Origin of the sequence: Streptomyces sp. NBC_00885, from assembly GCF_045207475.1 — a bacterium.
GTDB lineage: Bacteria > Actinomycetota > Actinomycetes > Streptomycetales > Streptomycetaceae > Streptomyces.
The window spans coordinates 6,962,890-6,987,867 of sequence record NZ_CP108796.1; the positions used below are offsets into that span (position 1 = coordinate 6,962,890).

Annotated in this window: 22 protein-coding genes and 1 pseudogene; 7 read left to right on the plus strand and 16 right to left on the minus strand. The window is 70.4% G+C overall.

From position 1 onward, the window contains the following. Window positions 1-18: 18 nt before the first annotated feature. The 4 genes from OHA61_RS31660 to OHA61_RS31675 are packed head-to-tail and all read right to left on the minus strand — an operon-like array spanning window position 19 to window position 3,458. Entirely contained in the window at window positions 19-414 is a 396-nt protein-coding gene (locus tag OHA61_RS31660) for a universal stress protein (protein WP_406305913.1), read from the minus strand. A 13-nt stretch (window positions 415-427) separates the two neighbouring features. Continuing rightward, on the minus strand, window positions 428-1,927 hold the full coding sequence (locus OHA61_RS31665) for a tripartite tricarboxylate transporter permease (RefSeq protein WP_406305914.1): 1,500 nt from the start codon (window positions 1,925-1,927) through the stop codon (window positions 428-430). Continuing rightward, complete coding sequence (locus OHA61_RS31670) at window positions 1,927-2,460, minus strand: tripartite tricarboxylate transporter TctB family protein (RefSeq protein ID WP_406305915.1); 534 nt, start codon at window positions 2,458-2,460, stop codon at window positions 1,927-1,929. The genes OHA61_RS31665 and OHA61_RS31670 overlap by 1 nt, the downstream gene beginning before the upstream one ends. Beyond that, window positions 2,457-3,458: a Bug family tripartite tricarboxylate transporter substrate binding protein gene (locus tag OHA61_RS31675; protein WP_406305916.1), complete on the minus strand. Its 1,002-nt coding sequence runs from the start codon at window positions 3,456-3,458 to the stop codon at window positions 2,457-2,459. The genes OHA61_RS31670 and OHA61_RS31675 overlap by 4 nt, the downstream gene beginning before the upstream one ends. A gap of 97 nt (window positions 3,459-3,555) precedes the next feature. Here OHA61_RS31675 and OHA61_RS31680 point away from each other — a divergent pair, with 97 nt between their 5' ends. Both OHA61_RS31680 and OHA61_RS31685 read left to right on the plus strand, forming a co-directional pair. Beyond that, the gene (locus OHA61_RS31680) at window positions 3,556-5,202 is read left to right on the plus strand and encodes an ATP-binding protein (protein WP_406305917.1); all 1,647 of its coding nucleotides are present in this window, start codon (window positions 3,556-3,558) and stop codon (window positions 5,200-5,202) included. Then, window positions 5,202-5,876, plus strand: a complete 675-nt coding sequence (locus OHA61_RS31685; RefSeq protein ID WP_328679635.1) for a response regulator — start codon at window positions 5,202-5,204, stop codon at window positions 5,874-5,876. The genes OHA61_RS31680 and OHA61_RS31685 overlap by 1 nt, the downstream gene beginning before the upstream one ends. Window positions 5,877-5,928: 52 nt before the next feature. Here OHA61_RS31685 and OHA61_RS31690 read toward each other — a convergent pair whose 3' ends face one another. Continuing rightward, entirely contained in the window at window positions 5,929-6,423 is a 495-nt protein-coding gene (locus OHA61_RS31690; RefSeq protein WP_406305918.1) for a DUF402 domain-containing protein, read from the minus strand. After that, window positions 6,404-7,324 carry a GNAT family N-acetyltransferase gene (locus OHA61_RS31695; RefSeq protein ID WP_406305919.1) on the minus strand — a complete coding sequence of 307 codons (921 nt, stop codon included), beginning with the start codon at window positions 7,322-7,324 and terminating at the stop codon, window positions 6,404-6,406. Before OHA61_RS31695 ends, OHA61_RS31690 begins: the two co-directional genes overlap by 20 nt. A 70-nt stretch (window positions 7,325-7,394) precedes the next feature. Here OHA61_RS31695 and OHA61_RS31700 point away from each other — a divergent pair, with 70 nt between their 5' ends. Beyond that, a complete protein-coding gene (locus tag OHA61_RS31700) occupies window positions 7,395-7,769 on the plus strand; it encodes a GntR family transcriptional regulator (protein ID WP_406305921.1) in 375 nt (124 codons plus the stop codon). Between the two features lie 33 nt (window positions 7,770-7,802). Here OHA61_RS31700 and OHA61_RS31705 read toward each other — a convergent pair whose 3' ends face one another. Together OHA61_RS31705 and OHA61_RS31710 are read right to left on the minus strand one after the other, a co-directional pair. After that, window positions 7,803-8,897 carry a DUF5925 domain-containing protein gene (locus OHA61_RS31705; RefSeq protein WP_406305922.1) on the minus strand — a complete coding sequence of 365 codons (1,095 nt, stop codon included), beginning with the start codon at window positions 8,895-8,897 and terminating at the stop codon, window positions 7,803-7,805. 78 nt (window positions 8,898-8,975) lie between these two features. Next, a pseudogene (locus OHA61_RS31710) lies at window positions 8,976-9,443 on the minus strand (polysaccharide deacetylase family protein); the annotation flags it as partial. 181 nt (window positions 9,444-9,624) lie between these two features. On the opposite strand from OHA61_RS31710, the gene OHA61_RS31715 reads away from it, so the two are divergent. Continuing rightward, window positions 9,625-10,434, plus strand: coding sequence for an SGNH/GDSL hydrolase family protein (locus OHA61_RS31715; protein ID WP_406305923.1), 810 nt, complete (start codon window positions 9,625-9,627; stop codon window positions 10,432-10,434). Here OHA61_RS31715 and OHA61_RS31720 read toward each other — a convergent pair. Genes OHA61_RS31720 through OHA61_RS31735 form a run of 4 tightly spaced genes read right to left on the minus strand, consistent with a single transcriptional unit; the run spans window position 10,418 to window position 16,648 of the window. Beyond that, window positions 10,418-12,073, minus strand: a complete 1,656-nt coding sequence (locus tag OHA61_RS31720; RefSeq protein WP_406305924.1) for a protein kinase domain-containing protein — start codon at window positions 12,071-12,073, stop codon at window positions 10,418-10,420. The two genes, OHA61_RS31715 and OHA61_RS31720, sit on opposite strands and share 17 nt — an antisense overlap. Before the next feature lie 42 nt (window positions 12,074-12,115). Then, a complete protein-coding gene (locus tag OHA61_RS31725; protein WP_406305925.1) occupies window positions 12,116-13,675 on the minus strand; it encodes a sulfite exporter TauE/SafE family protein in 1,560 nt (519 codons plus the stop codon). Then, on the minus strand, window positions 13,672-15,078 hold the full coding sequence (locus OHA61_RS31730; protein ID WP_406305926.1) for a tetratricopeptide repeat protein: 1,407 nt from the start codon (window positions 15,076-15,078) through the stop codon (window positions 13,672-13,674). Before OHA61_RS31730 ends, OHA61_RS31725 begins: the two co-directional genes overlap by 4 nt. Before the next feature lie 37 nt (window positions 15,079-15,115). Further along, the gene (locus OHA61_RS31735) at window positions 15,116-16,648 is read right to left on the minus strand and encodes a DUF4331 domain-containing protein (RefSeq protein WP_324974662.1); all 1,533 of its coding nucleotides are present in this window, start codon (window positions 16,646-16,648) and stop codon (window positions 15,116-15,118) included. A 258-nt stretch (window positions 16,649-16,906) separates the two neighbouring features. Here OHA61_RS31735 and OHA61_RS31740 point away from each other — a divergent pair, with 258 nt between their 5' ends. Beyond that, window positions 16,907-17,170, plus strand: a complete 264-nt coding sequence (locus OHA61_RS31740) for a hypothetical protein (RefSeq protein ID WP_266478115.1) — start codon at window positions 16,907-16,909, stop codon at window positions 17,168-17,170. Between the two features lie 72 nt (window positions 17,171-17,242). Here OHA61_RS31740 and OHA61_RS31745 read toward each other — a convergent pair whose 3' ends face one another. The 4 genes from OHA61_RS31745 to hmgA are packed head-to-tail and all read right to left on the minus strand — an operon-like array spanning window position 17,243 to window position 21,777. Beyond that, the gene (locus OHA61_RS31745) at window positions 17,243-18,439 is read right to left on the minus strand and encodes a CaiB/BaiF CoA transferase family protein (protein WP_406305927.1); all 1,197 of its coding nucleotides are present in this window, start codon (window positions 18,437-18,439) and stop codon (window positions 17,243-17,245) included. A gap of 59 nt (window positions 18,440-18,498) precedes the next feature. Then, complete coding sequence (locus OHA61_RS31750) at window positions 18,499-19,662, minus strand: type ISP restriction/modification enzyme (RefSeq protein ID WP_406305928.1); 1,164 nt, start codon at window positions 19,660-19,662, stop codon at window positions 18,499-18,501. A 32-nt stretch (window positions 19,663-19,694) separates the two neighbouring features. Continuing rightward, window positions 19,695-20,444 carry a GntR family transcriptional regulator gene (locus OHA61_RS31755; protein ID WP_406305929.1) on the minus strand — a complete coding sequence of 250 codons (750 nt, stop codon included), beginning with the start codon at window positions 20,442-20,444 and terminating at the stop codon, window positions 19,695-19,697. Window positions 20,445-20,457: 13 nt separating this feature from the next. Next, entirely contained in the window at window positions 20,458-21,777 is a 1,320-nt protein-coding gene (gene hmgA / locus OHA61_RS31760; protein ID WP_406305930.1) for a homogentisate 1,2-dioxygenase, read from the minus strand. Window positions 21,778-21,859: 82 nt separating this feature from the next. Here hmgA and OHA61_RS31765 point away from each other — a divergent pair, with 82 nt between their 5' ends. Both OHA61_RS31765 and OHA61_RS31770 read left to right on the plus strand, forming a co-directional pair. After that, the gene (locus OHA61_RS31765) at window positions 21,860-22,477 is read left to right on the plus strand and encodes a TetR/AcrR family transcriptional regulator (protein ID WP_406307556.1); all 618 of its coding nucleotides are present in this window, start codon (window positions 21,860-21,862) and stop codon (window positions 22,475-22,477) included. A 287-nt stretch (window positions 22,478-22,764) separates the two neighbouring features. Then, window positions 22,765-24,948 (plus strand): molybdopterin oxidoreductase family protein, encoded by a 2,184-nt coding sequence (locus tag OHA61_RS31770; RefSeq protein WP_406305931.1) that lies wholly within the window; start codon window positions 22,765-22,767, stop codon window positions 24,946-24,948. Window positions 24,949-24,978 lie beyond the last annotated feature (30 nt).

Genomic DNA, 24,978 nt, shown 5'->3' on the forward strand with positions numbered 1-24,978 from the left:
CTACCCGAGGCCGGGACGTCAGGAATCGGCTTTCACCGCGAGAACCGGGCACAGCGCGCCCAGGAGGATCCGCTGCGCCGCGGAGCCCATGATGAGTTTGCCGACCGGGCTGCGGTGCCTCAGCCCGATCACTATCAGGGAGGCTTCGGACGACACCGCCACGTCGAGGATCTCTTCGTCGGCGTCGCGCCCGCCGACCACCTGGCGAATCTCGAAGTCGACACCCAGCTCGGTCAGTTCCCGCCGGACGTGGTCGAGGTCCTTCTGCTCCGCGAAGGCGCGGTCGGCATATGCATCGCCTCGCGTTGTGTTCACCACCAGCAGGGTCTCGCCCTTGGTGCGGGCCTCGTCGATTCCCGCCCGCAGGGCGGCCTCGCCTTCCGGCGTCGGTACATATCCGACCAGTACGGTCATGGCTGGCTCCTTCTCAGGCACGTCGCTCGAGGGCCGGACGCACGATGTACCGGCGGACCAGCGGCCAGGCCAGCAAGAGCACGATCACCGTGTAGATCACGTAGGAGACCGGCCCGCCCAGCAGACCGGACAGGTCACCGCCCGACAGCTGGAGCGAGCGCCGGCCCTGCAGTTCTGCGCGCGGGCCGAGGATGACGCCCACGATCAGCGGCAGCACCGGCAGCCCGAATCTCCGCATGGCGAAACCGAGGAGGCCCAGCAGCAGCAGGAGGAACAAGTCCAGGGGCTGTGCGTTGACCGCGTAGGCGCCCATCGATGCGAAGAACACGATTCCCGCATACAGGTAGGGGCGGGGGATGCGCAGCAGCCTGGCCCAGGCAGGCGCAAGTGGAAGGTTCAGCAGGAGCAGCAACAGGTTGCCGATGAAAAGGCTGGCGATCAGCGCCCAGACAAGGGTCGACTCACGCTCGAACAGCAGCGGGCCAGGCTGGATGCCGTACGACTGGAACGCCGCGAGCATCACCGCGGCGGTCGCGTTCGTCGGCAGCCCGATGGCGAGCATCGGCACCAGGGTGCCCGCCGCGGAAGCGTTGTTGGCGGCTTCGGGGCCCGCCACACCCTCGATCGCCCCCTTGCCGAACTCCTCGGGGTGCTTGGTGAGTTTCTTCTCCGTGGCGTACGACAGAAACGTCGGGATCTCCGCGCCGCCGGCCGGCATGGCCCCGAGCGGAAAACCGTACGCCGTGCCGCGCAACCACGGCTTCCATGACCGTTTCCAGTCCTGTCGGCCCATCCACGGCACGCCGACCGGGATGACCCCCGCGGGCTTGCGCCGCAGATGCGCGGCCACCCACAGGGCCTCGCCGACGGCGAAGATGCCGACGGCGACCACCACCACATCGATGCCGTCGGCGAGTTGGGGGATGCCGAAGGTGAGTCGCTGCTGTCCGGACACCGAGTCGATTCCGACGATGCCGATCACCAGTCCGATGAGCAGCGAGGCGAATCCGCGGACGCGGGACGCGCCGAGCACCGCGGTGACCGCGATGAAGGACAGCAGCATGATCGCGAAGTAGTCCGGTGCGCCGAGGCTGACAGCGAACTGCACCACCAGCGGCGCGACCAGTACCAGCAGCAGGGTGCCGATCGTTCCGGCGACGAAGGATCCGATCGCCGCTGTGGCGAGCGCCTGCGCCGCCCGGCCGGCCTTGGCCATCTTGTTGCCCTCGATGGCGGTGACGACCGAGGACGATTCGCCGGGGGTGTTCAGCAGGATCGAGGTGGTCGACCCGCCGTACATGCCTCCGTAGAAGATGCCGGCGAACATGATGAATGCCCGCGTGGGCTCCATTCCGTAGGTCACGGGCAGCAGCAGAGCCACAGTCATGGCCGGGCCTATACCGGGGAGGACTCCGACGGCCGTGCCGATGGTGACGCCGATCAGCGCCAGCAGGAGGTTCATCGGGGTGACGACGTGCGCGAACCCCTCGAGCAGATGATTCAGGTTGTCCATCACAGGATTCCTTGCAGCACGCCGGCCGGGAGATTGACGCCGAGCCCGATCGCGAAGGCGTAGAAGGTGATCAGCGACAGCGCGACCGAGATCGCGAGGTTGCGCACGTAGTGCCGGTTGCCCAGGGCGAAGGCCGTTCCCCAGAAGAGGACGGACCCGCTGATCACCCAGCCGAGGGGTTCGATCAGCACCGCATTGACGGCGAAGGCGCCCATCATCAGCAGCACCGTGCGCCAGTCGATGGGGGTCGTCAGGTCGACGTCCTCGCCGGCCTCCGGTTCGCCGCGACCGCCTCGCGCGACGTCGATGACGTACACCAGCGCGACCACGAGAAGAAGAACGCCGAGGATCACCGGCAGCGTGCGCGGGCCGAGCGGATCGGTGCTGCTTGTCGCGTTTCCGGTCCGGACGGCGTCGACGATGACGAGCACCCCCACCAGGGCGAGGAACGCGCACACTCCGTACTGTGCGCGGTCCCCGCCCGGTGACGGGCGGTGACTCGTTTCGTCCCGCTCGTTGACGTGCAGGCTCATGCCAGGCCGAGTTCGGTGAGGATGGCGGCGACGGCCTTGTCCTGTTCCGTCAGGTAGGTGGCGAACTTGTCGCCTGCCATGAACGCGTCGGTCCAGCCGTGCTTGGTCAGCTCGTCCTTCCACTCCTTGGAGTCGTGCATCGCGGTCAGCGAGTCGATCCAGACCTGCTTGTCGGCGTCGCTGATGCCCGGCGGGGCGACGATTCCGCGCCAGTTGGTGAAGACGAGGTCGATACCCTCAGACTTCAGCGTCGGGACATACCCAAGGGCTTCGACCCCCTTCTCGCTGGTCACCGCGAGCACCCGCACCTGACCCGCCTCGATCTGGTCGAGGAACTCACCGAAACCGCTGGCACCGAAGGCGATCTTGTTGCCGAGGATGGCCGGGAGCAGCTCGCCGCCGCCGTCGTAACCGATGTAGTTGACCTTCTTCGGGTCGATACCGACCGTCTTGGCGAGCTGCATAGGCAGAAGATGGTCCGGCCCGCCGGGCGACGAGCCGCCGCCGACAGCGATGCCCTTGGGGTTCTTCTTCCACGCGGCGACGAGATCGCCGATCGTCTTGTAGGGCGAGTCCTTGGGCACGACAATCGCGCCCGCCTCCTCCATCAGCTTGGCGATCGGTGTGGTCTGCGAGAGCGTCGCCTTCGACTTCGCGGCGTACGACGCGCCGACGACTCCCAGCCCCATCTGCATGGCCAGCTTGCCATTGCCCTTTTCGTTCACCGTGCGCTGCAGGCCGACCGTGCCGCCTGCGCCCGGAAGGTTGAAGACCTGGATACCGGACGCGATCTTGGTGTCCTCCATCACCTTGGCCGCGGTCCGCGCCGTGGTGTCGTACCCGCCGCCCGGGGTGTTGGGGACCATGATCCGCAGGCCGGTGACGGGCCCGTCGCTCTTGCCCTTCTCCTGCTTCTGCCCAGTGGCGCCGCAGGCACTGACAGTGAGAATCGACACGGCGGTCAGGGCACCGACGAGGGCGGCTCTTCTTGCTCTCATGGCTGGTCTCTTTCGCTTCGGGCACTCGGACGCCATGATTGTGCGACTCGGCAGACACCCCGTCTGCGTTGTGTCAGCATTGAAGGTTGAGTTCATTGTGGTCGTGAAGTTTCGCCGCCATACACTCGCCGGCGAGCTGCTGGTGCTGCAGCTCGCCATCATCGTGGCGGTGCTGGTGGCGGTCGCCGCGATCTCACTGGCTCAGTCCGAAGCGACCTTCGAACGGGTGGAAGGACGCCGGGTCACCGCGCTGGCAGAACAGATGGCCGGGAACCCCTTGGTGCGCAGCCAGCTCGACCGGCCGGCACCGGGAGAGGTACTCGCCCCCCTGGTGCAGACCACCCTGACCCAGTCCGGCGTTACGTCCGTGGCCGTCGCCGACGGCAGCGGCAAGATCGTCAGCTCCACGAATCCCACGACGGTCGGTGACCGGATGTCACTCGGTCCCGGCGTCGCCGAGGCCCGCGGCTGGTCCGGCGAAGTGACGCTGGACGGCTCCAGCCACATGGCGGCCCAGGTCCCGGTGATCGGTGCGGCTCAGCACAACCTCGGCCGCCACCTGGGGACGGTGATGGTCAGCGAGGCGTCACCGACGGCCTGGCAGCGGCTGAGCAACGCGTCGTCGTATCTGCTCGCCTACCTCGGCATCGCGAGCGGCATCGGCCTGATCGGATCGTGGCTGCTGGCCCGGCGTACCAAGCGCCAGACCCTCGGACTTGAGCCCCGCGAGATCGCCGGGCTGGCCGAGCACCGCGAGGCGATGCTGTACGGGATTGCCGAAGGCGTGATCGCCCTCGACCCGCAGTTGCGGCTCACCTTGGTGAACGCGGTCGGCAGGCGGTTGCTCGATCTGCCCGAGAACTGTGTGGGGATGAGTCTGGCCGACCTCGGGATCGAGGGCCGACTGCACGACGTGCTGGCCGGTTCCCCCAGTGACACAGCCGGACGACGCGACGAGGTCGTCATACGCCGGGGCCGGGTGCTGGTGATGAACCGGATGACGGTCACCAAGGACGGCCGCCGGCTCGGCTCGGTCACGACCCTGCGGGACCGTACCGAACTGGCCCAGCTGGAACGCGAGATCGGATCGTTCCGCAGTTCCGCCGAGCTCTTGCGCGCGCAGGGCCATGAGTTCGCCAATCAGCTGCACACGATCTCCGGACTGATCCAGATAGGCAAGCACGACGATGTGGTGCGGTACGTCCGCGCGCTGAGCAGGCACCGCCAGTCGCTGGACATGACCGTGAACAGGCGAATCCGCGACATGCCAGTCGGCGCTCTGTTGATGGCGAAGTCGTCACTTGCGGCGGAACGCAAGGTCGCGCTGCGTGTCTCGGAGCGTACGTCGCTCGACCGGCTGGCGCCGGAGGACTCCGCGGACGTGGCGACGGTACTCGGCAACCTCGTCGACAATGCCGTCGATGCCGCCGGGGCGGGCGACGACCACGGCCACGAGGCCTGGGTGGAGGTCGAACTGCGGCAGGACGCGTCCAGCGTGGAGATCGTGGTGCGCGACTCCGGCCCCGGAGTAGCGCCCGAACTCGCCCACGAAGTGTTCTCACACGGGTTCACCACGAAGGCCGCCCAGGAGGGGGAGCGTGGCATCGGACTGGCGCTCACCCGGCTCGTCTGCAAGCGCCGCGGCGGCGAGGTCGCGGTGGCCAACACGCCCGACGGTGCCATGTTCACCGCTCGGATGTCCGTCGGCCACCTGGCCGACGCGGTACCGGAAGGAGCCTCCTGATGATCGACGTGCTGGTTGTCGACGACGACTTCATGGTGGCGAAAGTCCACCGGGCCTTCGTCGACCGCGTCGAGCCGTTCCGGGTCGTCGGCACGGCGAACACCGGCGAACAGGCGGTCACAGCCGTCGGCGAGCTGCGCCCCGACCTGGTCCTGCTCGACCTGTATCTTCCGGACATGTTCGGACTGGATGTCATTCCACGTCTCCGGACCGCCGGCCATGACTGTGACGTCATGGTGATCACTGCCGCGCGCGAGGCAGCCGCGGTCCGCCGCTCCGTCCGCCAGGGCGTGGTCAACTACCTCTTGAAACCGTTCGAGTTCGAAGACCTGCGTCCGCGCCTCGAACGATACGCCGCCCAGCGCAGCAGCCTGCTCGCCTCAGTCGTCAGGGACCAGACCGACGTGGACCGGGTGCTGGCCGGGACCGCCCTGCCCTCATCGAGCCCTGCGCTGCCGAAGGGCATGAGCGTAGAGACCGCGGGACTCGTCGAGCGGACGCTGCGCGGTATCGACGGATCGCTGTCCGCCGCCGAGTGCGCGGCCCGGGCCGGCATTTCCCGCGTCAGCGCCCGCCGTTACCTCGAACACTTCCAGTGCACGGGCCACGCTGAGGTGTCCTTGCGGTACGGAGCCGCGGGCAGACCCGAGCGCCGCTACAGCTGGCGCTTCTGAGGGCCCCGCGTGGGCGGGCCGTACGACCCGTCCGCTACCGCAAGCAGCTCGCCTAACGACCGGTCCGATCGAGGAGGTCGGTCAACTTGCCCCGGTGGGCGAGGACTTCGAGCTCGTCGAGGGCGTCCACCGCACGCTCGGCGGCGGCCGGGTCGCGGGCGGCGAGGCCGCTCTCCTCGAACTCGTCCTCGTCCAGCCGCAGCACCTGGGCCCCGTCCGCCGACACCCACAGATCGAGGTCCAGGTCCTCGACGACCAGCTCGTCGCCGTCCAGGACGGCTGGGCGGGTGATGTCGCAGTACCAGCCCTTCAGCGCGCCGTCGCCCGAGCTGACCTCCTTCACCGAGTACCAGCGGTCCCGCCAGTAGTGCTCGGTGAACACATCGCCCGCCTCGAAGCGTACGAAGCCGAAGTCACGAGCCTGTTCGCCCGCCCACGGCGCGCGCACCGTCACATGGGTACCGTCGTCCGCGAGCAGCTCCGCGGCGTAACGGATCTTGGTCCGGCCCGCCTTGACCAGGACCACCTCAACCGAGCGTGCGGACATGCCGTACCTCCGTCGCGCAGATCTCGTAACCGAACCACTTGTTGATCGCCAGCATGGGGCCATTGTCGGCGTCATTACTGGTGAACGCTTCTGTGTAGCCCGCCGCGCGGGCGCGGCGCAGGGAGTCGGTCTTTGCGAGCTTCGCGAAACCCCGCCCGCGATGAGCGCGCAGCGTGCCCGTCATGCCGGACATATAGCGGGTGCCGCCGTCCGACTGGGCCGCTGTGAAGGCAGCGACCTCGCCGTCCACCAGCACGACCGAGCTCAGCCCACGGTCGAGCAGCGGGTTGTTCCAGGTGTGGCTGATCCAGTCGTCGTAGTCGTCGAAGTCCGCGCCGATGTCGCTGGGCTCGTCCGACGTGGCCTCGGCATCGGCCCTGAACATCGGCCGCGGGTCCGCCTCGAAGTCTGCGGCGGTACGCAGCTCGACGCCCGCGGGCAGCTCAGGCAGCGGCGGCAGCGTTCCGTTCGCGAGGTCAAGACGCTGGAAGTGGGCCGGACGGGTCGGCCGGTAGCCGTGTTTCTCCGCGAAGGCGCGGGACTCCGGCTCGTCGATCACCCAGGCGTAGACGGTCCTCGCGCCTTCGGCCGCCAGATGCTCCTCGGCGGTGCGCAGAATCAGCGCCCCTGCTCCCTGGCCACGGTGCTCCGGGTGGACGTGCGGAGTGACGAACGACTGACCCGGCTCACTGGACTCGTACGCGATGCCGGCATGGGCCGTGCCGATGATCTCCCCGTCCTTCTCGGCGATCAACAGCCTGTACTTCTTGGCCGGGTTGGCGGACTCCACACCGAAGGCCACGGCTTCGGGCGTCGTCACCATGTACGGGAGGGCGGCATGCCGGACGCGGGACACCGACGCGGCGTCATCGGGGCGGAAATCACGGACGATCAAGGTCATGGGGAGGGACGGTACGTGCCCGCCGGGTGGCCTCGCCTCTCAATTTCCGGCGGTGAGGGAGAATCAGCTGGTGACCTTGAAGATCGCCATTGATGCCGATGCGGACCTCGCTCCGTACGAACAGGTGCGTACCCAGATCTCCGAGCAGGCGCGGTCCGGCGCACTGCCGGTTGGATACAAACTGCCGACCGTGCGCGGGCTCGCCGAGGAGCTCGGGCTCGCCGCCAACACCGTCGCCAAGGCGTACCGCGCGCTGGAGACCGACGGAGTGATCGAGACCCGAGGCCGCAACGGCACGTTCATCGCGGCAGCGGGCGATGCGGCCGAGCGCCGGGCGGCCGCGGCCGCGGCCGCCTTTGCCGAGCAGGTGCATCGCCTCGGCCTGACGCAGGAGGCGGCTCTGTCGGCGGCGCGGGACGCGCTGCGGGCGGCGTACGGCGGCTGACCGCGTGCCGCTGGGGCTCCGATTCCGGGTCTCTCAGAGGTACAAGCCCGCGTCCGCGCCGTCGTGCTGGAGGGGGACCGACGTGGGGCTGTGGCCGCGGCGCAGGGCGTACAGCTCGGCCAGCGTCGCGCCCTCGCGGCCGACTCCCTCCTCCGTGCCCAGCCAGCTCACCGACTCCTTGCGGGTCAGCGCCCCCACCTCGATCCGGGCCAGACAGCGGCCCGGTCGGACCACCGCCGGGTGGAGCCGTTCCAGATCCTCGTTGGTCGTCACGCCCACGAGGACATTGCGGCCCTGGCCCAGCAGACCGTCCGTGAGATTGAGCAGCCGGGACAGCGCCTGGCCCGCGGTGTGCTTCGCCTCGCCGCGGATCAGCTCGTCGCAGTCCTCCAGGAGCAGCAGTCGCCAGCGGCCCTTCGAGGTGCCTTCGTCCTCGCCGATCGCGATGTCCATCAGGTAGCCGACGTCGTTGAAGAGCCGCTCGGGGTCGAGTACGCAGTCGACCTGGCACCAGTCCCGCCAGGAGCGGGCCAGCGTGCGCAGCGCGGAGGTCTTGCCCGTGCCGGGCGGGCCGTGGAGCAGGAGCAGCCGTCCTGCGATGTCGTCCGGCGTGACCTTCATCAGCCGGTCCATCGCATCGGCCACCGGCGCCGTGTAGTTGGGCCGGACCTCGTCCCAGGTACCGGCGGCGATCTGGCGGGTGGTGCGGTGCGGGCCGCGACGCGGCGAGACGTACCAGAATCCCATGGTCACGTTCTCCGGCTGCGGCTCCGGTTCGTCGGCCGCGCCGTCCGTGGCCTGCCCCAGGACCTTCTCGGCGAGCTCGGAGGTGACCGCTGTGACGGTGACGTCCGCGCCGCGGTTCCAGCGGGAGATGAGCAGAGTCCAGCCCTCGCCCTCGGCGAGCGTGGCGCTGCGGTCGTCGTCCCGCGCGGAGCGCAGTACGGATGCTGCCGGAGGCAGCAGGGTGGCGCCGGGCCTGACACGGTCGATGGTGGAGCTGTGGGAGTACGGCTGCTCGCCCGTCGCGAAGCGGCCGAGGAACAGCGCGTCGACGACGTCCGAAGGTGAATCGCTGTCGTCGACGGTGAGCCGGATCGGCAGTGCGTCCTGAGGCTTTGCAGACATGCGCCCATGATCCGGCACGGGACCGCCGCGCGCACGGTGTTTTGACCGGTGGCGCGGCCCGGGCAGCGGGCTCCGGCATCAGCCGGGGGTCCCGCGGATCAGCCCGACGGCCCGGCGTGTGCGGCGCACTACGGCGTACCCCTTGGTGAGGGCACGGTGCTTGGCGAGGTTCCGGGCGATCGACCTCCCCTCGACGAGCTGCTCGAACTCCTCGATGCCGGTGGAGCGCCGTACGGTCACCCGCTGGATGGCGTACGACCCCTGCCGGGGCAGGGCGAGCGCGTTGCCCACGGCGAGCGATTGCGCGGAGCCCGCCGCCCGGACCGCTCTGCGCACCCGGCGGTTGGAGTAGCCGTACGGGTAGGCGAAGGACGCCGGAGCGGTGCCCAGTTCGTCCGCGACGATGTCCCGGCAGCGGGCCGTCTCGTCGTGCAGCCGGTCGTCGTCGAGCTGGTCCATCTGCGATGGGCGTCGGCCGCCGATCTCCCCGCCCGCGGCGGCCGGTTCGCGCCCCTGGTCCCCGTCGAGCATGGCGTCGATCGCGCCGCGCCCGGGCCGACCTTGCCCCCCGAGGCGTCGGATGCATCGGTTGCCGACCCTCCGTGCTGCGCAGCTCGTACGTAACCGTCAAGAAGCCCTCACGCAACATTCTTGGCATGGACACTTCCGGTGAAGTATGCCCGCTGCTACGAAAGTTGAGGCAGAGATCCTGCTAAAGGGAGGTTCCATGAAACTGTCCCGAATCGCGGCATTCTCATCCTCACTCCTCCTCGGCGCCGTCCTCGCTCTCACCGGAGCAGGACAGGCACAGGCCTCGGACAACGCCCTCGCCCTTGACTACGTGGCCCTGGGCGACTCCTACTCCTCAGGCGTCGGCGCCGGCAGCTACGACAGTGCGAGCGGCTCCTGCAAGCGCAGCACCAAGGCCTACCCCAAGCTCTGGGCGGCCGCGCATTCACCCTCGTCGTTCGCGTTCACCGCTTGCTCGGGCGCTCGTACGGGTGATGTCCTGGCCGGTCAGCTCGGCCCCCTCAGCTCCGCCACCGACCTCGTCTCGATCACCATCGGCGGCAATGACGCGGGCTTCTCCGACGTCATGACCACCTGCGTCCTGCAGTCCGAGTCCAGCTGCATCAACCGCATCAACCAGGCCAAGGCCTACGTCGACACAACCCTGCCCGGCAAGCTCGACTCCGTTTACTCGGCCATCAGTTCCAAGGCACCGGCTGCCCGCGTCGTCGTCCTCGGTTACCCCCGCTTCTACAAGCTCGGCGGAAGCTGTATCGCAGGACTCAGCGAGAACGAACGGGCGGCGATCAACGGCGCCGCGGACTATCTCAACGCCGCCACCGCGAAGCGAGCGGCCGACCACGGCTACTCCTTCGGTGATCTCACCCCTGCCTTCTCCGGACACGAGATCTGCTCCGGGTCGGCCTGGCTGCACAGCCTGAACTGGCTCAACATCGGCGAGTCGTACCACCCCACCGCCTCCGGACAGTCCGGCGGCTACCTGCCCGTTTTCAACTCACGCGCCTGAGAACGGCGTTCGTGGCGCCGGCGGTGTAGGAGTCCTCGTCCGTCGGGCTCTCCTGCTCGCAGGTGACCGAGAAATCGATCCAGTTGGAGCGTGCCTCGACCGGACTCCGGACTTCCACCCGGATCCGGTCGTGGTGCGTCTCGCCCTGTTTGTACGTCAGCTCGACGTGATTGACCTGTTTCTGCTTCGAACCCCCGGCCTCGAAGTCGAGCGTCTTCCACTCCGGGTCGGAGCTCTCGCCGCTCTTCGTCGCCCAGCGGTAGTCGACGGAGGCGGGGGTGCGGCCCACGGTGATCGTCGCCCGGAAGGCCGGAGCCTGTGCCTCGGGCGGCGGACAGGTGCCCGAGTAACTGCCGTGCACCGTCTCGGCGTAGACCTTGACGGTCTGCGGCGGGGTGTACGTACCGCCGTTGCCGCCCGAGTTGTTGCCATTGTTTCCGCTGTTGCCGGTGGTGTCATCGTCCGTCCCGCCGCCTCCGGGGGCGGTGGCCGTATTGCCGGGGCTCGCGCTCGAACTCCCTGTCGCGGGACTCACGCTGCCGTTGTTGTCACCTCCGCCCTGGTTTCCCTTGCCGTTGTTGACCAGCGCCCAGGCCAGACCACCGACGGCCAGGAGGAGCGCCGCCACCCCGGCGACCAGCACCACCGTCGCACGCCGCGCACGATCGGGCGGCACACCGGTCGTGGCCGTGGTGACCGGACCGGGCACGGGTGTGGGCGGCTGGGGGAGCGGATGCGCGACAGGTGTCGGGGACGTCGACGAGACGGTGGGGCTGTACGGCCCCGGCGCCACCGGAGCCGTGGACGCCGTGCCTCCGGCACCCACCACCCGCAGCAGGCGCTCGGCCTCCCCGGCCGAGAGGCGCTGCGCCGGATCCTTGCGCAACAGCCCCGCTATCACCGGCGCGAGGGCCCCGGCCCTGCGCGGCGGCGGCAGTTCCTCGTCGACGACGGCACGCAGGGTGCTCAGCGGGGTGTTCTGGCGGAACGGGGAGTTGCCCTCGACCGCCGCGTACAGCAGCACGCCGAGCGACCACAGGTCCGACTCGGGCCCCGGCGTACGTCCCAGCGCCCGCTCGGGCGCGAGGAACTCGGGGGAGCCGATCAACTCGCCCGTCATCGTCAGATTGGAGGTCCCCTCCACCATCGCGATACCGAAGTCGGAGAGCACCACACGGCCGTCGTTGCCGATCAGCACGTTCCCGGGCTTCACGTCACGGTGCAGTACACCCGCCTCGTGCGCGGCGCGCAGAGCGGCGAGGATCTCCGCGCCGATGTGCGCGGCGCGCTGCGGGGCGAGAGGGCCCTCCGCGTCCAGTACGTCGGACAGGGCGAGCCCGCGCACGAGTTCCATCACGATCCAGGGACGGCCGTCCTCGGTCGCCACGTCGTAGACGGTCACCACATTGCGGTGCGAGATCCGGCCCGCGGCCCAGGCCTCCCGCTCGAGACGGGCGTACAGCCGCTGCTCGTCCGCGGCGGCGAGCCCGGCCGGGGCCCGGACCTCCTTGACGGCCACCTCGCGGTTCAGCACTTCGTCGCGGGCGCGCCACACCACGCCCATCCCGCCCTCGCCCAGGGGGCTCAGCAGGCGGTAGCGCCCTGCCACCAGCCGCGAATCGCCCGGCACTTCGCTCACAGCGAGCCCCCATCGGTAGCAGAGGAACTACCCCAAATTACCTCACGCAAGGGCTGTTGCCGCCCCCCTGAGAGCCAATCCGCATCCGATGGCGAGCACGATGCAGGCCGTGCCGAGGGGGAGCGCGCGCTGGGCGGTGGTCAGCAGCCGCCCCTTGCGGCGGCTGCGGTCGGCGAGCAGGCGGGTGGCGCGTTCGCCGAGCCGCACCGCCGCGAAGCCCGCGGCGGCGAGGGTGAGGGCGAGCCCGGCGCCGTACGCGAGGACGAGCAGGAGCCCGAACCAGGCCCGCCCGAGGGCGGCGGCGCCCACGAGCACGACGACGGCGGAGGGACTGGGGACGAGCCCGCCGGCGAAGCCGAGCAGGATGGTGGAGCGGAGACCGAGGGAGCGGTGCTCATGGGTGTGGGAGTGGCCGTGCCCGTGCGCATGGCTGTGCCCGTGGTCATCGTCATGGCCGTGCCCGTGCCCGTGGTCGTGAGCGTGGCCACTGTCATGCCCGTGCCCGTGGTCATGACTGTGTCCGTGCGAGTGGCCGTGCGCGTGCGCGGCTCCCCGCGTCCTCCACGCCCTGCGGACGAGCACCGCACCCGCCACCGCCACCAGTGCCCCGCTCGCGACGCCCAGCCAGGCGACCACCGACGGCGCTGCAGCCGAGCCCACCGCTATCAGACCGCCGAGCGCGAACACCCCGAGCGTGTGCGTGATCGTCACCGATGCGCCCAGAGACAGGACGTCGCGCAGGGAGTTGCGCCCGCCCGCCGCCGCCGCGGCCGCCATGACCGTCTTGCCGTGGCCCGGCGCGAGCGCGTGCATCGCGCCGAGCAGCAGCGCGGTCGCCAGTGCCAGGGCGGCGAATCCCGCGGTCAGGTCGCGGTGGGACACCAGACCGGTCAGCGCCTGCGTCCAGCGGTCCGCGCCGCGCGGCAGTACGGACGTGGGGGCCGCCGCCTCCTGCCGGTCCGCCGCCGCGGGCGCGCCGCCCGGCGTGACCGAGACCGACGCGGCCTTGCGGTCGGGCGCAGAGGACAGCTCCCCCTCGGGGTACTTCGTCAGCCGCCCCGACTCCGAGGTCTGCGGTACGTCGGAGGAGGTGAGCGTCATCCGGTCGCCGCGGGCCGTGACCTCCCGCCAGCCCGGTCCCTCGGTCCCGCCCGCCGCCCGGAAGCCGATCGTCTGCCGCCCGCCGGGCAGTTCGGCCGTGAGCCTGCACTCGACGCGCAGCGTCGGCAGTCCGGCCTGCCCGGGGCGCACCTCGGCGCGGCTCGCGCCGGGGGTGAGGGCGACGGTGCGCCGTTCGACCGTGACGCGGCTGTCCCGCGCCGCGTCCCGGCAGCGCGTCCCCGCCCACGAGGACAGCTCCGCGGGGGACATCTCCCGGTCGCCGTCGCGGTCGATCTTCGTACGGGCCTGGGCCGCGGGTATCTCCGCCAGATCCTCTACGTGGTCGACGCCGAGCCGCCCGGGCGCGACGAGGAGTCCGTCGTAGCGGTTGACCGTGAAGTTCCCGAGGGGATGCGCGGCAGCCGTCCCCGCGGGCAGTACGGCGAGCGCGGCACCGGCGACGAGGACCGCCGCGCCGACAGCGGTCGTACGCCTCTTCATGACGCCTCCAGAGCCTTCAGCGCGGCCCTGGCCGCACGTGAACCGGTGGGGGAGAAGCCGGGGTTGATCTTCAGGGCGGCGGCGAGCGACGCACGGGCGGCGTCCGTCCTGCCTGCGGAGCGCTCGATCATGCCGCGGTGGTACAGGAACATCGCGTTGCGGCAGCCGGCCGGTGCCGATGTGGCGAGATACGGAAGTGCTTCGGCGGAACGGCCGTTGACGTGGAGCGCCCAGGCCAGCGCGTCCGCCGTGTGCACGGTCCGCCGCTTGCCCCACTCGGCGCGCGCGGCCTTGAGCGCCTCGGCCCTGTCGCCGTGGTCGGCCAGCGCCAGGGCGGTGTCCAGATCGGTGTCGACGCCGTTGGCGCGTGCCAGCTCGGTCCAGGTGCGGATGAGTTCGTACTGGGCCCGGGCATCGGCCTTCCGGCCCCCCGCCTCGTACAGCTCACCCAGCGCCACCAGCTGCCCCGGCAGCGGCAGCCGGTCCACCACCGCTTCGAGCCCCGGCACCGCGCCCTTGGCGTCGCCGCGCGCGGCCTGAGTACGGGCCCGGCCCTCAAGGGCGGGAAGATACCCCGGGTCCGCGTCGAGCGCCGTCGTGAAGTACCGCTGCGCCGGGGCGTACGCCCCCTGGCTCCACTCCAACTGGCCGAGAGCGGTCGCGACATAGGCCGTGTCGCCGGGGGACGAGGCCGACTTCAGCGCGCCGCCCAGCACCCTCCGGGCGCCCGCGATGTCGCCGCGCAGCTCCAGGACGTACGCGTAGCGCGTGAAGACAGGGATGCCGGGGCGGCGGCCGTCGGCCTGCTCGGCCGCCGCCAGCGCCTTGGAGTAGCTGCCCAATTCGACGAGGGCGTCGATCCGGGACGCCAGTGCGCGTTCGCTGTACGGGTTGACCTTCAGCGCCGCCTCCGACGCGCGCAGCGCCCCGCGGAAGTCGTGCCGCGCCGCCGCGAGCGCGGCACGACCCGCGAGTGCCGTGTCGTTGTCCTGAGGCTGGAGCGCCAGGGAACGGGCAAGCGCCTTGTCGGCCTGCGGATACCGGGTCGGATCACCGCTGGTCCTTGCCTGCTCGACATAGGCGGCACCCAGAGCCGCCCACCCCCGCGCGTCCTTGGGCTGCGCCCGCAGATGCGCCTGGAGGCCGGTGACCCCGCGGGCGAGGTCACCGGTGCCGATCCGTTCGAACGGCGCGTCCGCGACGGGCGCGGCGGTCCGGGCCGCCGGGGGCTCGTCGCCCGCGCCGCCGGACACGACGATGCCCACGGTCAGGGCCACGGCCAGCATCCCGGCCGGCAGCAGCAACCCGGCCACACGTCCCGCCCCCAACCGGGAGCCGGTTTCCCGGCCCCCCGGGTCGCGGCCGTCGGCCGCTGTCGTTCCTGGCGCCCTTCGCAGGGACATCGCTCTGCCCTTTCCTTTCGTCGTTGCGTCGGGCCGGTCAGTAGCTGTTGCGGCGCCGCATGCGCCACCAGCTCAGACCCAGCGCGACCAGCAGCACGCCTACACCCGCTGCGACCCCGGAGGCGATCAGCGTGTTGTCGGTGAACGCGTTGCTGGAGGAGGCGGACGATGCGCCCCCGCTGAGCAGATTGCCCTGAGCGTCCTTGGCCGCGCCCTCCTTGGCGAGCGGGCCGCGCGAGCCCTCCGTCGGCAGCGCGAGATACGGGAAGGCGCCACCGAACTTCTGGTCGTTCTCGTTGACCGCGTCACCCAAGTCGTTCTTCGAGCCGACCAGTTCGCCCTCGACGACCTGCAGCGCGATGTCCAGGACGTCGTCGCTCAGACGTCGGCCGTTGGGGAATCCGGCGTTGTCGCCGTCCAGCACACCCAGCCTCTTGGGCTCGGCGGTCGGCGCGATGGAGGTGTTGAGACGCAGGGCCTCCGCGGGCCGGACGTGCGGCGGCTTGTTGAGCTTGTCCACGCCCGTCAGGAACACCGAGACCAGGTCGTTGCGCGGCTCTGCCGGGGCCTTGATCTTGTAGATGCCCTCGATCAGCTTCGGCAGCTCGGGCTGGGTGACGAACTGGAGGAAGTCACCGTCGTTCCACGGGTGGGACGCGTTGAACTTGTCCTTGTCCTTCACGGGTATGACGACCTCGTTGACCAGCGGCATACCGAGCCGCGACACCTGCGCCCAGTGACCGTTCGCGCTCTTGCGCTGGGTGGTGGACCAGATGCCGACGATCGGCTGCTTCTCCGACTGCCGGATGTACGCGGTCGGCACCTGCAGGGCCACGGAGTTGACGCTGTAGCCCTTGAGCGTGTCGTTGCCGACCTCGGAGAGGTTCCCGCCGTAGAGCAGGTCGAAGACGCGCAGGTCGGCGAAGAAGGGGTCGTCCGCCTGACCCGCGAACGCCGTTGATCCGCCCGCGAGTTTCTGCACGGCCTGGTCGCGCAGGGCCTGGTAGTCGGGCATGGACGCCTTGCCCACGTTCGACGGTGCCACCGGCAGATCGTCGGCGATCTTCGTGGAGTGCATCACATGCTGGTTCTTCAGCCTCAGCAGTTCGATGTCGTACGTCTGCGTGATGTTGAGGTCCGGGTCGTCGATGGTGGTGACAGGACCGGTGTTGTACAGGAAGGTGTTGCCGTTCTTGACGTGGTTCTTGAAGGTCCACCGGTAGATCAGGTCGCCCTGGGCGTCACCGTCACTGTCGATGTGGATGTCGTACTGGGCGTCGTCGGCGAACTTGTAGAAGTTCGGCCCGCCGCCCGGTTCCTCGAACGGCAGCACGTTGGCGACGATCGTGGTGGTGTCGGGCTTGTCCGGGCTGACGAACGCGTACAGGTCCGTGTTGTCGTACTGCGGCTGCCCGGAGATCAGCGGTGCCTCCCGGTGGCTGGAAGCCTTGGCCGTGCCCGGCTCGACCCCGGTCACGCCGGAGGCCACGAGTGCCCCGGCACCCAGCGCCACGCAGGTAAGAGCGGCGAGCCTCCTGGGCCCCCGCCCGCTGCTGCTCATTGCGGTCATCGAATCCGTCCTTCGCGAGTGCTGGTTCTGCTCCGATGCCAGCCATTCGGTGCCGAGGGCAGAACGGATTGGTCGCCAGTCCGAGAAGTTTTGTCGATCTGCTGTCCCAAGTCGCCCTGGAATCACATGGATTCGGTGAGTAGTCGTCAACTCACGTACGGGTGTGGTGAATCCTGCAGGCGGGATACACGAGTGTGTCGGCGGGGCGATAGGGTTAACCTGCCCGGGCCGGGTGCCCTCGTACGGGTGGGGAGTGACATGGAACAGATAGCAATGCGCAGCAGGGCGCGTGTCCCTGCGATCACGTGTGGGAGCGGTGCGACCAGCACGCGTCTCGACCGACATCTCTCGGTGCTGGGCGGTCCCGCCGTCCCGCAGGGCGAGGCGGCCGAGGCGACATCGCTGATGCTCGAGCTCACCTCGCGTGATGTCGCGCACACCCGCAAGAGCAAGAGTGAGCGGGTATCGCTCTTCGCGCCGCTCAAGCGGCTGCGTCGCTCACTCTTCGGCAGCCGCCGCTAGGGGGCGTCTTTCGGATCTTGCCGGGCGCGTCCGCGCCCCCTCCCTCCGCTTCACCCGTGTACGCGAACGCGCTCAGGCGATCACACCGTCCCGGCGCAGCGCCGCTGTCCCGGCATCCGTCATCCCCAGGGCCCTCAGCAGCGCGTCGGTGTGCTCGCCGAGCGCGGGAACCGCACCCATCCGGGCCTCGTCCCCGCCCGGCAGGACAATAGGCGGCAGCAGTGCCCTCAGCGGCCCCGCCGGTGAGTCCACCTCCCGCCACCGGTCGCGCGCCGCGAGCTGCGGATGCGCGGCCAGGTCGCTCACGCTGTTGAGCCGCGCGCACGCGATGCCCGCCGCCTCCAGCCCGTCGATCGCCTCGTCGCGGCTCAGCGACGACAGTCCCTCGGCCACCACCGCATCGGTCTCCGCCCTGTTCGCCGTGCGGGCCCTGTTGGTCGCGAAGACCGGATCGTCCGCCAGCTCGGGCCGGCCGAGTACCTGCTCGGCCAGCCGCCGCCACTCCCGGTCGTTCTGTACGGACAGCAGAACCTGGCCGCCGTCCGCCGTCGCATAGGCGTCGTACGGAGCAATGACGGCGTGCGCGACCCCCGTGCGCGCCGGGGCCTCGCCCCCATGCATCTCGTGGTGCAGCGGGTGCCCCATCCACTCGGCCAGCGAGTCCAGCATCGAGATCTCCACCGGCCCGCCGAGCCCCGTGGTCCCCCGTCGCAGCAGAGCCGCCAGCACCCCCGAGAAGGCGTACATCGCTGCGGCGATGTCGGCGGCCGGAATGCCCGCCTTGACGGGCTGGTCGGCGGTCCCGGTCACGGAGACCAGGCCCGCCTCGCACTGCACGAGCATGTCGTACGCGCGCTTGTGCGCATACGGCCCCTCCGCGCCGTATCCGGAGATGTCCACGGCGACCAGCCGCGGGTGCGCGGCGCACAGGGTGGCCGCGTCCAGACCGAGCCGGGCAGCCGCTCCCTGGGCGAGGTTCTGCACGAACACATCGGCATCCGCGAGGAGCTGGCGCACGATGTCCAGACCGCGGGGGTCCTTGAGGTCGAGGGCGATGGACTCCTTGCCGCGGTTGCACCAGACGAAATGCGAGGCGAGCCCCCGGGCCGCGGTGTCGTAGCCGCGGGCGAAGTCGCCGCCGTCGGGCCGCTCGATCTTGATGACGCGGGCACCGAGATCGGCGAGCTGGCGCGTGGCGAACGGCGCCGAGACGGCCTGTTCGACGGCGACGACCGTGATCCCGTCGAGGGGAAGGGGCTGATGGTTCATAACAGCCGTGCCTACCGTGTACGTGCCACCTTTGTCACCCCGGGCGCGCGTCACCCCCCTCATACCAGGGCGAACTGACCCTCCGGGCCCTCTTCGTGGTGGTCGAGCACGGAGGCCGGCCGCCGGGCCGCGGCGGGCGGCGGAAACACGCCCGGCAGCTCGGTGATCTCCTCCTCCACCTTCAACTCGTCCTGCCTGCCGCGGAGTTCGTCCAGCAGGGCCAGTACGGTGATCAGCTCCAGGAGGTCGGAGGTCCACTCCTGCGGCCAGACGGCGGGCCGTATCGCCTCCAGCGTCCCGGGCTCGGCCGCGGCGGTGCGGCGCTCGAACCAGAGCTCCAGCACGCGAACGCCGGCGACATGGAAGTCCCAGGCCTCGGCGGGCACGGGGGAGATGCGGCCGTCGCCCAGGCTGAGCACCTCCTCCTCGGCGTCGTACGTGATCGCGTCCGGCCGCACGGGCACGGCGGCCCGCACATACGGCCGCCGTCCGCCGGGCAGCCGGGGCCGCTCGCCGCCCCGGGCACCGCGCAGCTGGATGCGCGTCATCTCCCGCCCCAACTCCACGCCGGACCGCCACACATCGGGGTCGGCGGGCAGCGGCACCACACAACCGGCGGCCGACGGCTCGGCGGCCGCGACGATCCAGGCCACCATCTCGTCCACCTCAACCTCGTGTCCGTAACGGCTGCCGAGTGCGGACAGCAGACCCGGCGCGAGATTCGGCTCCACACCACCGGGCCGCCGGTAGAGCGGCCGGATCCGGCCGGGCCGTCCGGCGGGGGAGCGCCCGTCGGGCAGCAGCGCGCAGACGCTGACGGCGGGGCCCGCGGACTGAGCCACCCAGCCCTGCTCCACGACGAACAGCTGCCGCTCGTCGGCCACCCGCCACAGCTCGGGCCTGGCGACATCGATGAGCCGGTGGTCGGGGATCAGCCACTGCTCGTCGAAGGCCCCGTGGCAGACCCGCACCGGCGCCGGGCAGGGCCCGTGCTCCCGCACGAACCTGGCTGTCCCGCTGCTCTGCCCGGGCAGCTGACTGACGGCACTGCGCGGCGTACGCGCCCGGGTGCATCCGAACAGCGCGTCCTGCTCGACGCCCTGCGCCCGTACGACGGCATCCCAGCGCGCCTTCAGGGAGGCGGCATCCGGAGCCATCACCCAGGGCCGCCCCAGCCGCAGGGGTGCTGTGCCCCACGGCATGAGCTCGTCCAGCATCGGCATGCGGAAATGCTAACCGCGGGCCCTGACAGCGCTCACTCCGCGTCGACGGTGACCGAGAAGGAGAAGCGGTCCCCCCGGTACCGGATCCGGGCCACGTCCATCACGCAGCCCTTCTCGTCGTACGTCACGCCTGTGTAGTGCAGGATCGGGCTCAGCAGCGGCACCTTCAGCAGGTCCGCCGTCTGCGGGTCCGCGAGCCGCGCCTCCACCGTGTCCGTGATGCGGCTGATCCGCACGCCCACCCCGTCGCGCAGCACCTTCGTCATCGGCCAGCGCTCCAGGTCCGCGAGGTCCAGCCGCGCCGCGATGTCCGGACGGACCGCGTTCTCCGCCCAGTTGGTCGGCTCACCGCTCTCGCCGTCGCAGCGCAGCCGCCGGTACGTCACGACCTCGGCGTCGTCGGGGAAGTGTTCCGCGAGTTCGCCGGGCACCGGCTCGGGGCCGTGCCCCAGGATCGTTGTGCGCTCGCCCGACTGCTGGGCCACGATCGCGTCGATCGAGCCCAGCAGCCGCCTCGGCGCTCCCCGCCGCGCCCCCGGTTCGATGAACGTGCCGCGCCGCCGGTGCCTGCTGATCAAGCCCTCCTCCTCAAGCTCCTTGAGGGCCTGGCGCATCGTGAGCACGCTGACGCCGTAGTGCGCGGCGAGCTGCTCCTCGGTGGGCAGCCGCAGCGACGCCTCGGGCGATCGGCCCAGTATCGAGGCGCGCAGCGACTGCGAGACCTGGTACCACAGCGGCAGCTTGCGGTTCAGGACCAGCGAATCGGGGGCGAAGGCGGTCACGGCGTACTCCGTACTACGACCGGAAGTGGCGTTCAAGACCCTGCCACACGTCGTCGTACCCCTTCTGCAGATGGCCGGCGTTCGCCGCCTGCCCGGTCGCCGTCACCGGCCAGCGCGTCTCGAACATGAAGGCAAGCCCGTCGTCGATCTTCTGCGGCTTCAGCTCGGCGGCGCTGGCGCGGTCGAAGGTCTCCCGGTCGGGCCCGTGCGCGGACATCATGTTGTGCAGCGAGCCGCCGCCCGGGACGAAGCCCTCCGCCTTGGCGTCGTACGCGCCCTCGATCAGGCCCATGTACTCGCTCATCACATTCCGGTGGAAGTACGGCGGCCGGAAGGTGTTCTCGCCGACCAGCCAGCGCGGCGCGAACACGACGAAGTCGACGCCCGCCAGGCCCGGGGTGTCGCTCGGCGAGGTCAGCACGGTGAAGATCGACGGGTCCGGGTGGTCGTAGGAGATCGTCCCGATCACATTGAAGCGGTGCAGGTCGTAGACGTACGGGACATGGTTGCCGTGCCAGGCGACGACATCCAGCGGCGAGTGGTCGTAGGTCGCGGCCCAGAGGTTCCCGCAGAATTTGTTGACGACCTCGACCGGGCGCTCCACGTCCTCGTACGCCGCCACCGGCGCGAGGAAGTCGCGGGCGTTGGCCAGGCCGTTCGCGCCGATCGGGCCGAGGTCGGGCAGCTGGAACGGCTGACCGTAGTTCTCGCAGACATAGCCGCGGGCGCTCTCGTCGAGCAGCTCCACGCGGAAACGGATGCCACGGGGAATCAGCGCGATCTCGCCGGGGCGGGCCGCCAGCAGCCCGAGCTCCGTGCGCAGCAGCAGACCGCCCCGCTCGGGCACGATCAGCAGCTCGCCGTCCGCGTCGCTGAACACCCGGTCCGTCATGGAGGAGTTGGCGTGGTACAGGTGCACGGCCATGCCGGTGCGCTGGGTCGCGTCGCCGTTTCCGCCGAGCGTCCACAGACCGGCCAGCCAGTCCGTCCCGGGCGCGGGATCCGGCAGCGGGTTCCAGCGCAGCCGGTTGGGGTCGGGGACGGTCTCGGTGAAGGGCGCGCTGCGCACGCCGCCGTTGTCGATACGGACGAACGGAGGATGCGCGGCCGACGGGCGGATCCGGTACAGCCACGAGCGGTGGTTGTGGGCCCGCGGCTCGGTGAACGCGCTGCCGCTCAGCTGCTCGGCATACAGCCCCAGCGGGGCGCGCTGCGGTGAGTTTCGCCCGTGCGGAAGCGCGCCAGGCACGGCCTCCGAGCTGTGTTCATTGCCGAAGCCGGCCAGCTGCCCAAGGCTCTCGGCCGTCTTCCGCGCCTGCTCGATGCCGCTCATCGTCCGCTCCCGGTGCTGAAGGAATCCTATGGACAACCGTAGGATTGCGGGACCGCCCCGTCAACGGGAACAGGGCGGCATGATGAACCGCGTGTCCCACGCCCACCTCCGACGTACGCCCGTGCAGCAGCGCAGCACCGAGCGGCTCGCCCGGATACTGGACGCCTGCGCCGAACTCCTCGACGAGACCGGATACGAAGACCTGTCCACCCGGGCGGTGGCCGCCAGGGCCGGGGTTCCGATCGGTTCCGTCTACCGCTTCTTCGGCAACAAGCGTGCTCTGGCCGATGCTCTGGCCCATCGGAATCTGGACAGTTACACCGAACGGATCAGCGGACGTCTCGCCGGGCTCGGGGAGGGGGACTGGAGGGGCGCGCTCGATGCCGTACTGGACGAATACCTGGCGATGAAGCGGACCGTTCCCGGCTTCGCCCTGATCGACTTCGGCTACCAGATCCCGGTGGGCGCCCCCGCCTCCGGCGCGAACCACCAGGTCGCCGACCGCCTCACCGAACTGCTCGCGGCCCATCTGGACCGCCCGGCGGATGCGGGGCTGCGCAGGGCGATCCTGGTCTCGGTCGAGGCGGCGGATGCGTTGCTGCAGCTGGCGTTCAGGGTGGAGGCGTCGGGGGACGAGGGGATCGTGGGGGAGACGAGGGAGCTGCTGCGGGCGTATCTGGCGCGGGTGCTGGACCGGTAACCGGGGGCGCTGCCCCCGGACCCCCGCGCCTCAAACTCCCCCAGACTTCGTCCGGGGGGACCCCCACGGGGCTGGATCGTGCGGCTGGGCCGCACCTCCAGCCCGTCCGGCGTTTGAGGACACGCGCGAAGCGCGTACGGGGAGGTTGGGGGTCCCCCGGACGGAGTCTGGGGGAGGGCGGGTAGGGGAACAGCGCCGCAGGCAACCCGAACCGCACCGACCCCTCCCCTCCGTCCATACCGGTCGGTATGCTCGGGTGGACACCGCCGTCGCCCCAGGGAGGGCCCATGCCCCGCACAGCCCCCACCCGTACCGCCCTGCGGATCTGTCCCCTCTGCGAGGCCACCTGCGGGCTGACCCTCACCATCGAGGGCACCCGCGTCACCGGCGCCCGAGGCGATCGTGAGGATGTCTTCAGCAAGGGCTTCATCTGTCCCAAGGGCGCCTCCTTCGGTGAGCTCGACGCCGATCCCGACCGGCTGCGCACCCCCCTCGTGCGCGAGAACGGGGAACTGCGTGAGGCCACCTGGGACGAGGCCTTCGACCTGGTCGCGGCCCGGATCCGGCCGCTGATCGAGGAGCACGGGCCCAACGCCGTCGGCGTCATCCTCGGCAATCCGAACGTCCACACCATGGCCGGCGCCCTCTACCCGCCCGTACTGCTCACCCTGCTGCGCACCCGCAATCTCTTCACCGCCAGCACCCTCGACCAGATGCCCAAGCACGTCTCCAGCGGGCTCCTCTTCGGCAGCGCCGTCGCCATCCCGGTCCCCGACCTGGACCGCACGGACCATCTGCTGCTGCTCGGCGCCAACCCCCTGGACTCCAACGGCAGTCTGTGCACCGCCGCCGACTTCCCCGGCAAGCTCAAGGCGCTGCGCAAGCGCGGCGGCACGCTGACCGTCGTCGACCCGCGCCGCACGCGCACCGCGCAGCTGGCCGACCGGCACGTCGCCATCCGGCCCGGGACCGACGCGCTGCTGCTCGCCGCCGTCGCCGCCGTCCTCTTCGAGGAGAAGCTCACCGACCTCGGCGCGCTCGAAGCGCATGTCGAGCAGGTGGCCGAAGTCCAGGAAGCGGTACGGGAGTTCACCCCCGAGGCGGTCGCCGCCGCCTGTGACATGGACGCCGAGGAGATCCGTACGATCGCCCGCGAGCTCGCCGCCGCGCCCACCGCCGCCGTCTACGGCAGGGTCGGCAGCTCCACCGTCGAGTACGGCACCCTCACCAACTGGCTGGTGGATGTGCTCAATGTGATCACCGGCAATCTCGATCGCCCCGGCGGCGCGCTCTTCCCGCTCTCCGCCACCGACCGCGCGCCTCGCCCCGCCGCACCCGGCAAGGGCTTCGCGCTCGGCCGCTGGGCGAGCAGGGTCAGCGGACACCCCGAGGCCAAGGGCGAACTGCCCATGGCCGCGCTGGCCGAGGAGATCGACACCCCGGGCGACGGCCGCATCCGAGCGGTCATCTCCATCGCCGCCAATCCGGTGCTCTCCGCCCCCGACGGCGACCGCCTCGACCGCGCGCTGGCCGGGCTCGACTTCATGGTCAGCGTCGATCCGTATCTCAACGAGACGTCCCGGCACGCGGATGTGGTCCTGCCTCCCCCTCCGCCGTCCCAGAGCTCCCACTTCGACTTCGCGTTCAACGCCTTCGCCGTCCGCAACCAGGCCCGCTACACCCCGGCGGTTCTCCCCCTGGAGGAGGGGCGGATGGGCGAGTGCGAGATCCAGGCCCGTCTGGTGCTCGCCGTGGGCGGGATGCACGGCGCGGAGCCGAGCGCCGTCGACGACATGGTCATCGAGAACACCCTCACCAAGGCGGGAGCTCCCAAGGAACTGGCCGAGCAGCTCACCGGTCGCACCGGGCCGGAGCGGCGGCTCGACATGATGCTGCGCCTCGGCCCGTACGACCTCACCCTCGACAAGCTGCTTGAGAACCCGCACGGCGTCGACCTCGGCCCGCTCCAGCCGCGCATCGCGCAGATCCTCAAGACCCGCAGCGGACGCATCGAGCTGCTGCCCGGCCCGATCGCCGCGGATCTGCCCCGGCTGCGGCGCGCGCTGGCCGAGCGGCCCACCGCCCTCGTGCTCGTCGGCCGCCGCCATCTGCGCTCCAACAACAGCTGGATGCACAACGTCGCCACGCTCAACGGCGGCTCCAACCGCTGCACCCTGCAGATCCACCCCGCCGACGCGGCCCGGCTGGGACTCGATGACGGCGCCCCCGCCCGTATCACCGCCGAGGGCGGCCAGGTCGAAGCGCCGGTGGAGATCACGGACGCGGTACGGACCGGAGTGGTGAGCCTGCCGCACGGCTGGGGTCACGACCGGCCCGGCACCCGGATGTCGGTGGCGGCGGCGCGCCCCGGAGTCAATGTCAATCAGCTGCTCGACGGCTCACGGCTCGACCCGCTGTCCGGCACCGCTGTGCTCAACGGATTCCCCGTCGACGTTTCACCGGTGCGATGACCTGGGGTTTTGCTCGTATTGCTCACGCGT

Coding starts and splice junctions, on each gene's coding strand:
- OHA61_RS31660 (WP_406305913.1), bottom strand. CDS start 414: ATGACCGTACTGGTCGGATATGTACCGACGCCGGAAGGCGAGGCCGCC.
- OHA61_RS31665 (WP_406305914.1), bottom strand. CDS start 1,927: ATGGACAACCTGAATCATCTGCTCGAGGGGTTCGCGCACGTCGTCACC.
- OHA61_RS31670 (WP_406305915.1), bottom strand. CDS start 2,460: ATGAGCCTGCACGTCAACGAGCGGGACGAAACGAGTCACCGCCCGTCA.
- OHA61_RS31675 (WP_406305916.1), bottom strand. CDS start 3,458: ATGAGAGCAAGAAGAGCCGCCCTCGTCGGTGCCCTGACCGCCGTGTCG.
- OHA61_RS31685 (WP_328679635.1), top strand. CDS start 5,202: ATGATCGACGTGCTGGTTGTCGACGACGACTTCATGGTGGCGAAAGTC.
- OHA61_RS31690 (WP_406305918.1), bottom strand. CDS start 6,423: ATGTCCGCACGCTCGGTTGAGGTGGTCCTGGTCAAGGCGGGCCGGACC.
- OHA61_RS31695 (WP_406305919.1), bottom strand. CDS start 7,324: ATGACCTTGATCGTCCGTGATTTCCGCCCCGATGACGCCGCGTCGGTG.
- OHA61_RS31705 (WP_406305922.1), bottom strand. CDS start 8,897: ATGTCTGCAAAGCCTCAGGACGCACTGCCGATCCGGCTCACCGTCGAC.
- OHA61_RS31715 (WP_406305923.1), top strand. CDS start 9,625: ATGAAACTGTCCCGAATCGCGGCATTCTCATCCTCACTCCTCCTCGGC.
- OHA61_RS31725 (WP_406305925.1), bottom strand. CDS start 13,675: ATGAAGAGGCGTACGACCGCTGTCGGCGCGGCGGTCCTCGTCGCCGGT.
- OHA61_RS31730 (WP_406305926.1), bottom strand. CDS start 15,078: ATGTCCCTGCGAAGGGCGCCAGGAACGACAGCGGCCGACGGCCGCGAC.
- OHA61_RS31735 (WP_324974662.1), bottom strand. CDS start 16,648: ATGACCGCAATGAGCAGCAGCGGGCGGGGGCCCAGGAGGCTCGCCGCT.
- OHA61_RS31740 (WP_266478115.1), top strand. CDS start 16,907: ATGGAACAGATAGCAATGCGCAGCAGGGCGCGTGTCCCTGCGATCACG.
- OHA61_RS31745 (WP_406305927.1), bottom strand. CDS start 18,439: ATGAACCATCAGCCCCTTCCCCTCGACGGGATCACGGTCGTCGCCGTC.
- OHA61_RS31750 (WP_406305928.1), bottom strand. CDS start 19,662: ATGCCGATGCTGGACGAGCTCATGCCGTGGGGCACAGCACCCCTGCGG.
- hmgA (WP_406305930.1), bottom strand. CDS start 21,777: ATGAGCGGCATCGAGCAGGCGCGGAAGACGGCCGAGAGCCTTGGGCAG.
- OHA61_RS31765 (WP_406307556.1), top strand. CDS start 21,860: ATGAACCGCGTGTCCCACGCCCACCTCCGACGTACGCCCGTGCAGCAG.
- OHA61_RS31770 (WP_406305931.1), top strand. CDS start 22,765: ATGCCCCGCACAGCCCCCACCCGTACCGCCCTGCGGATCTGTCCCCTC.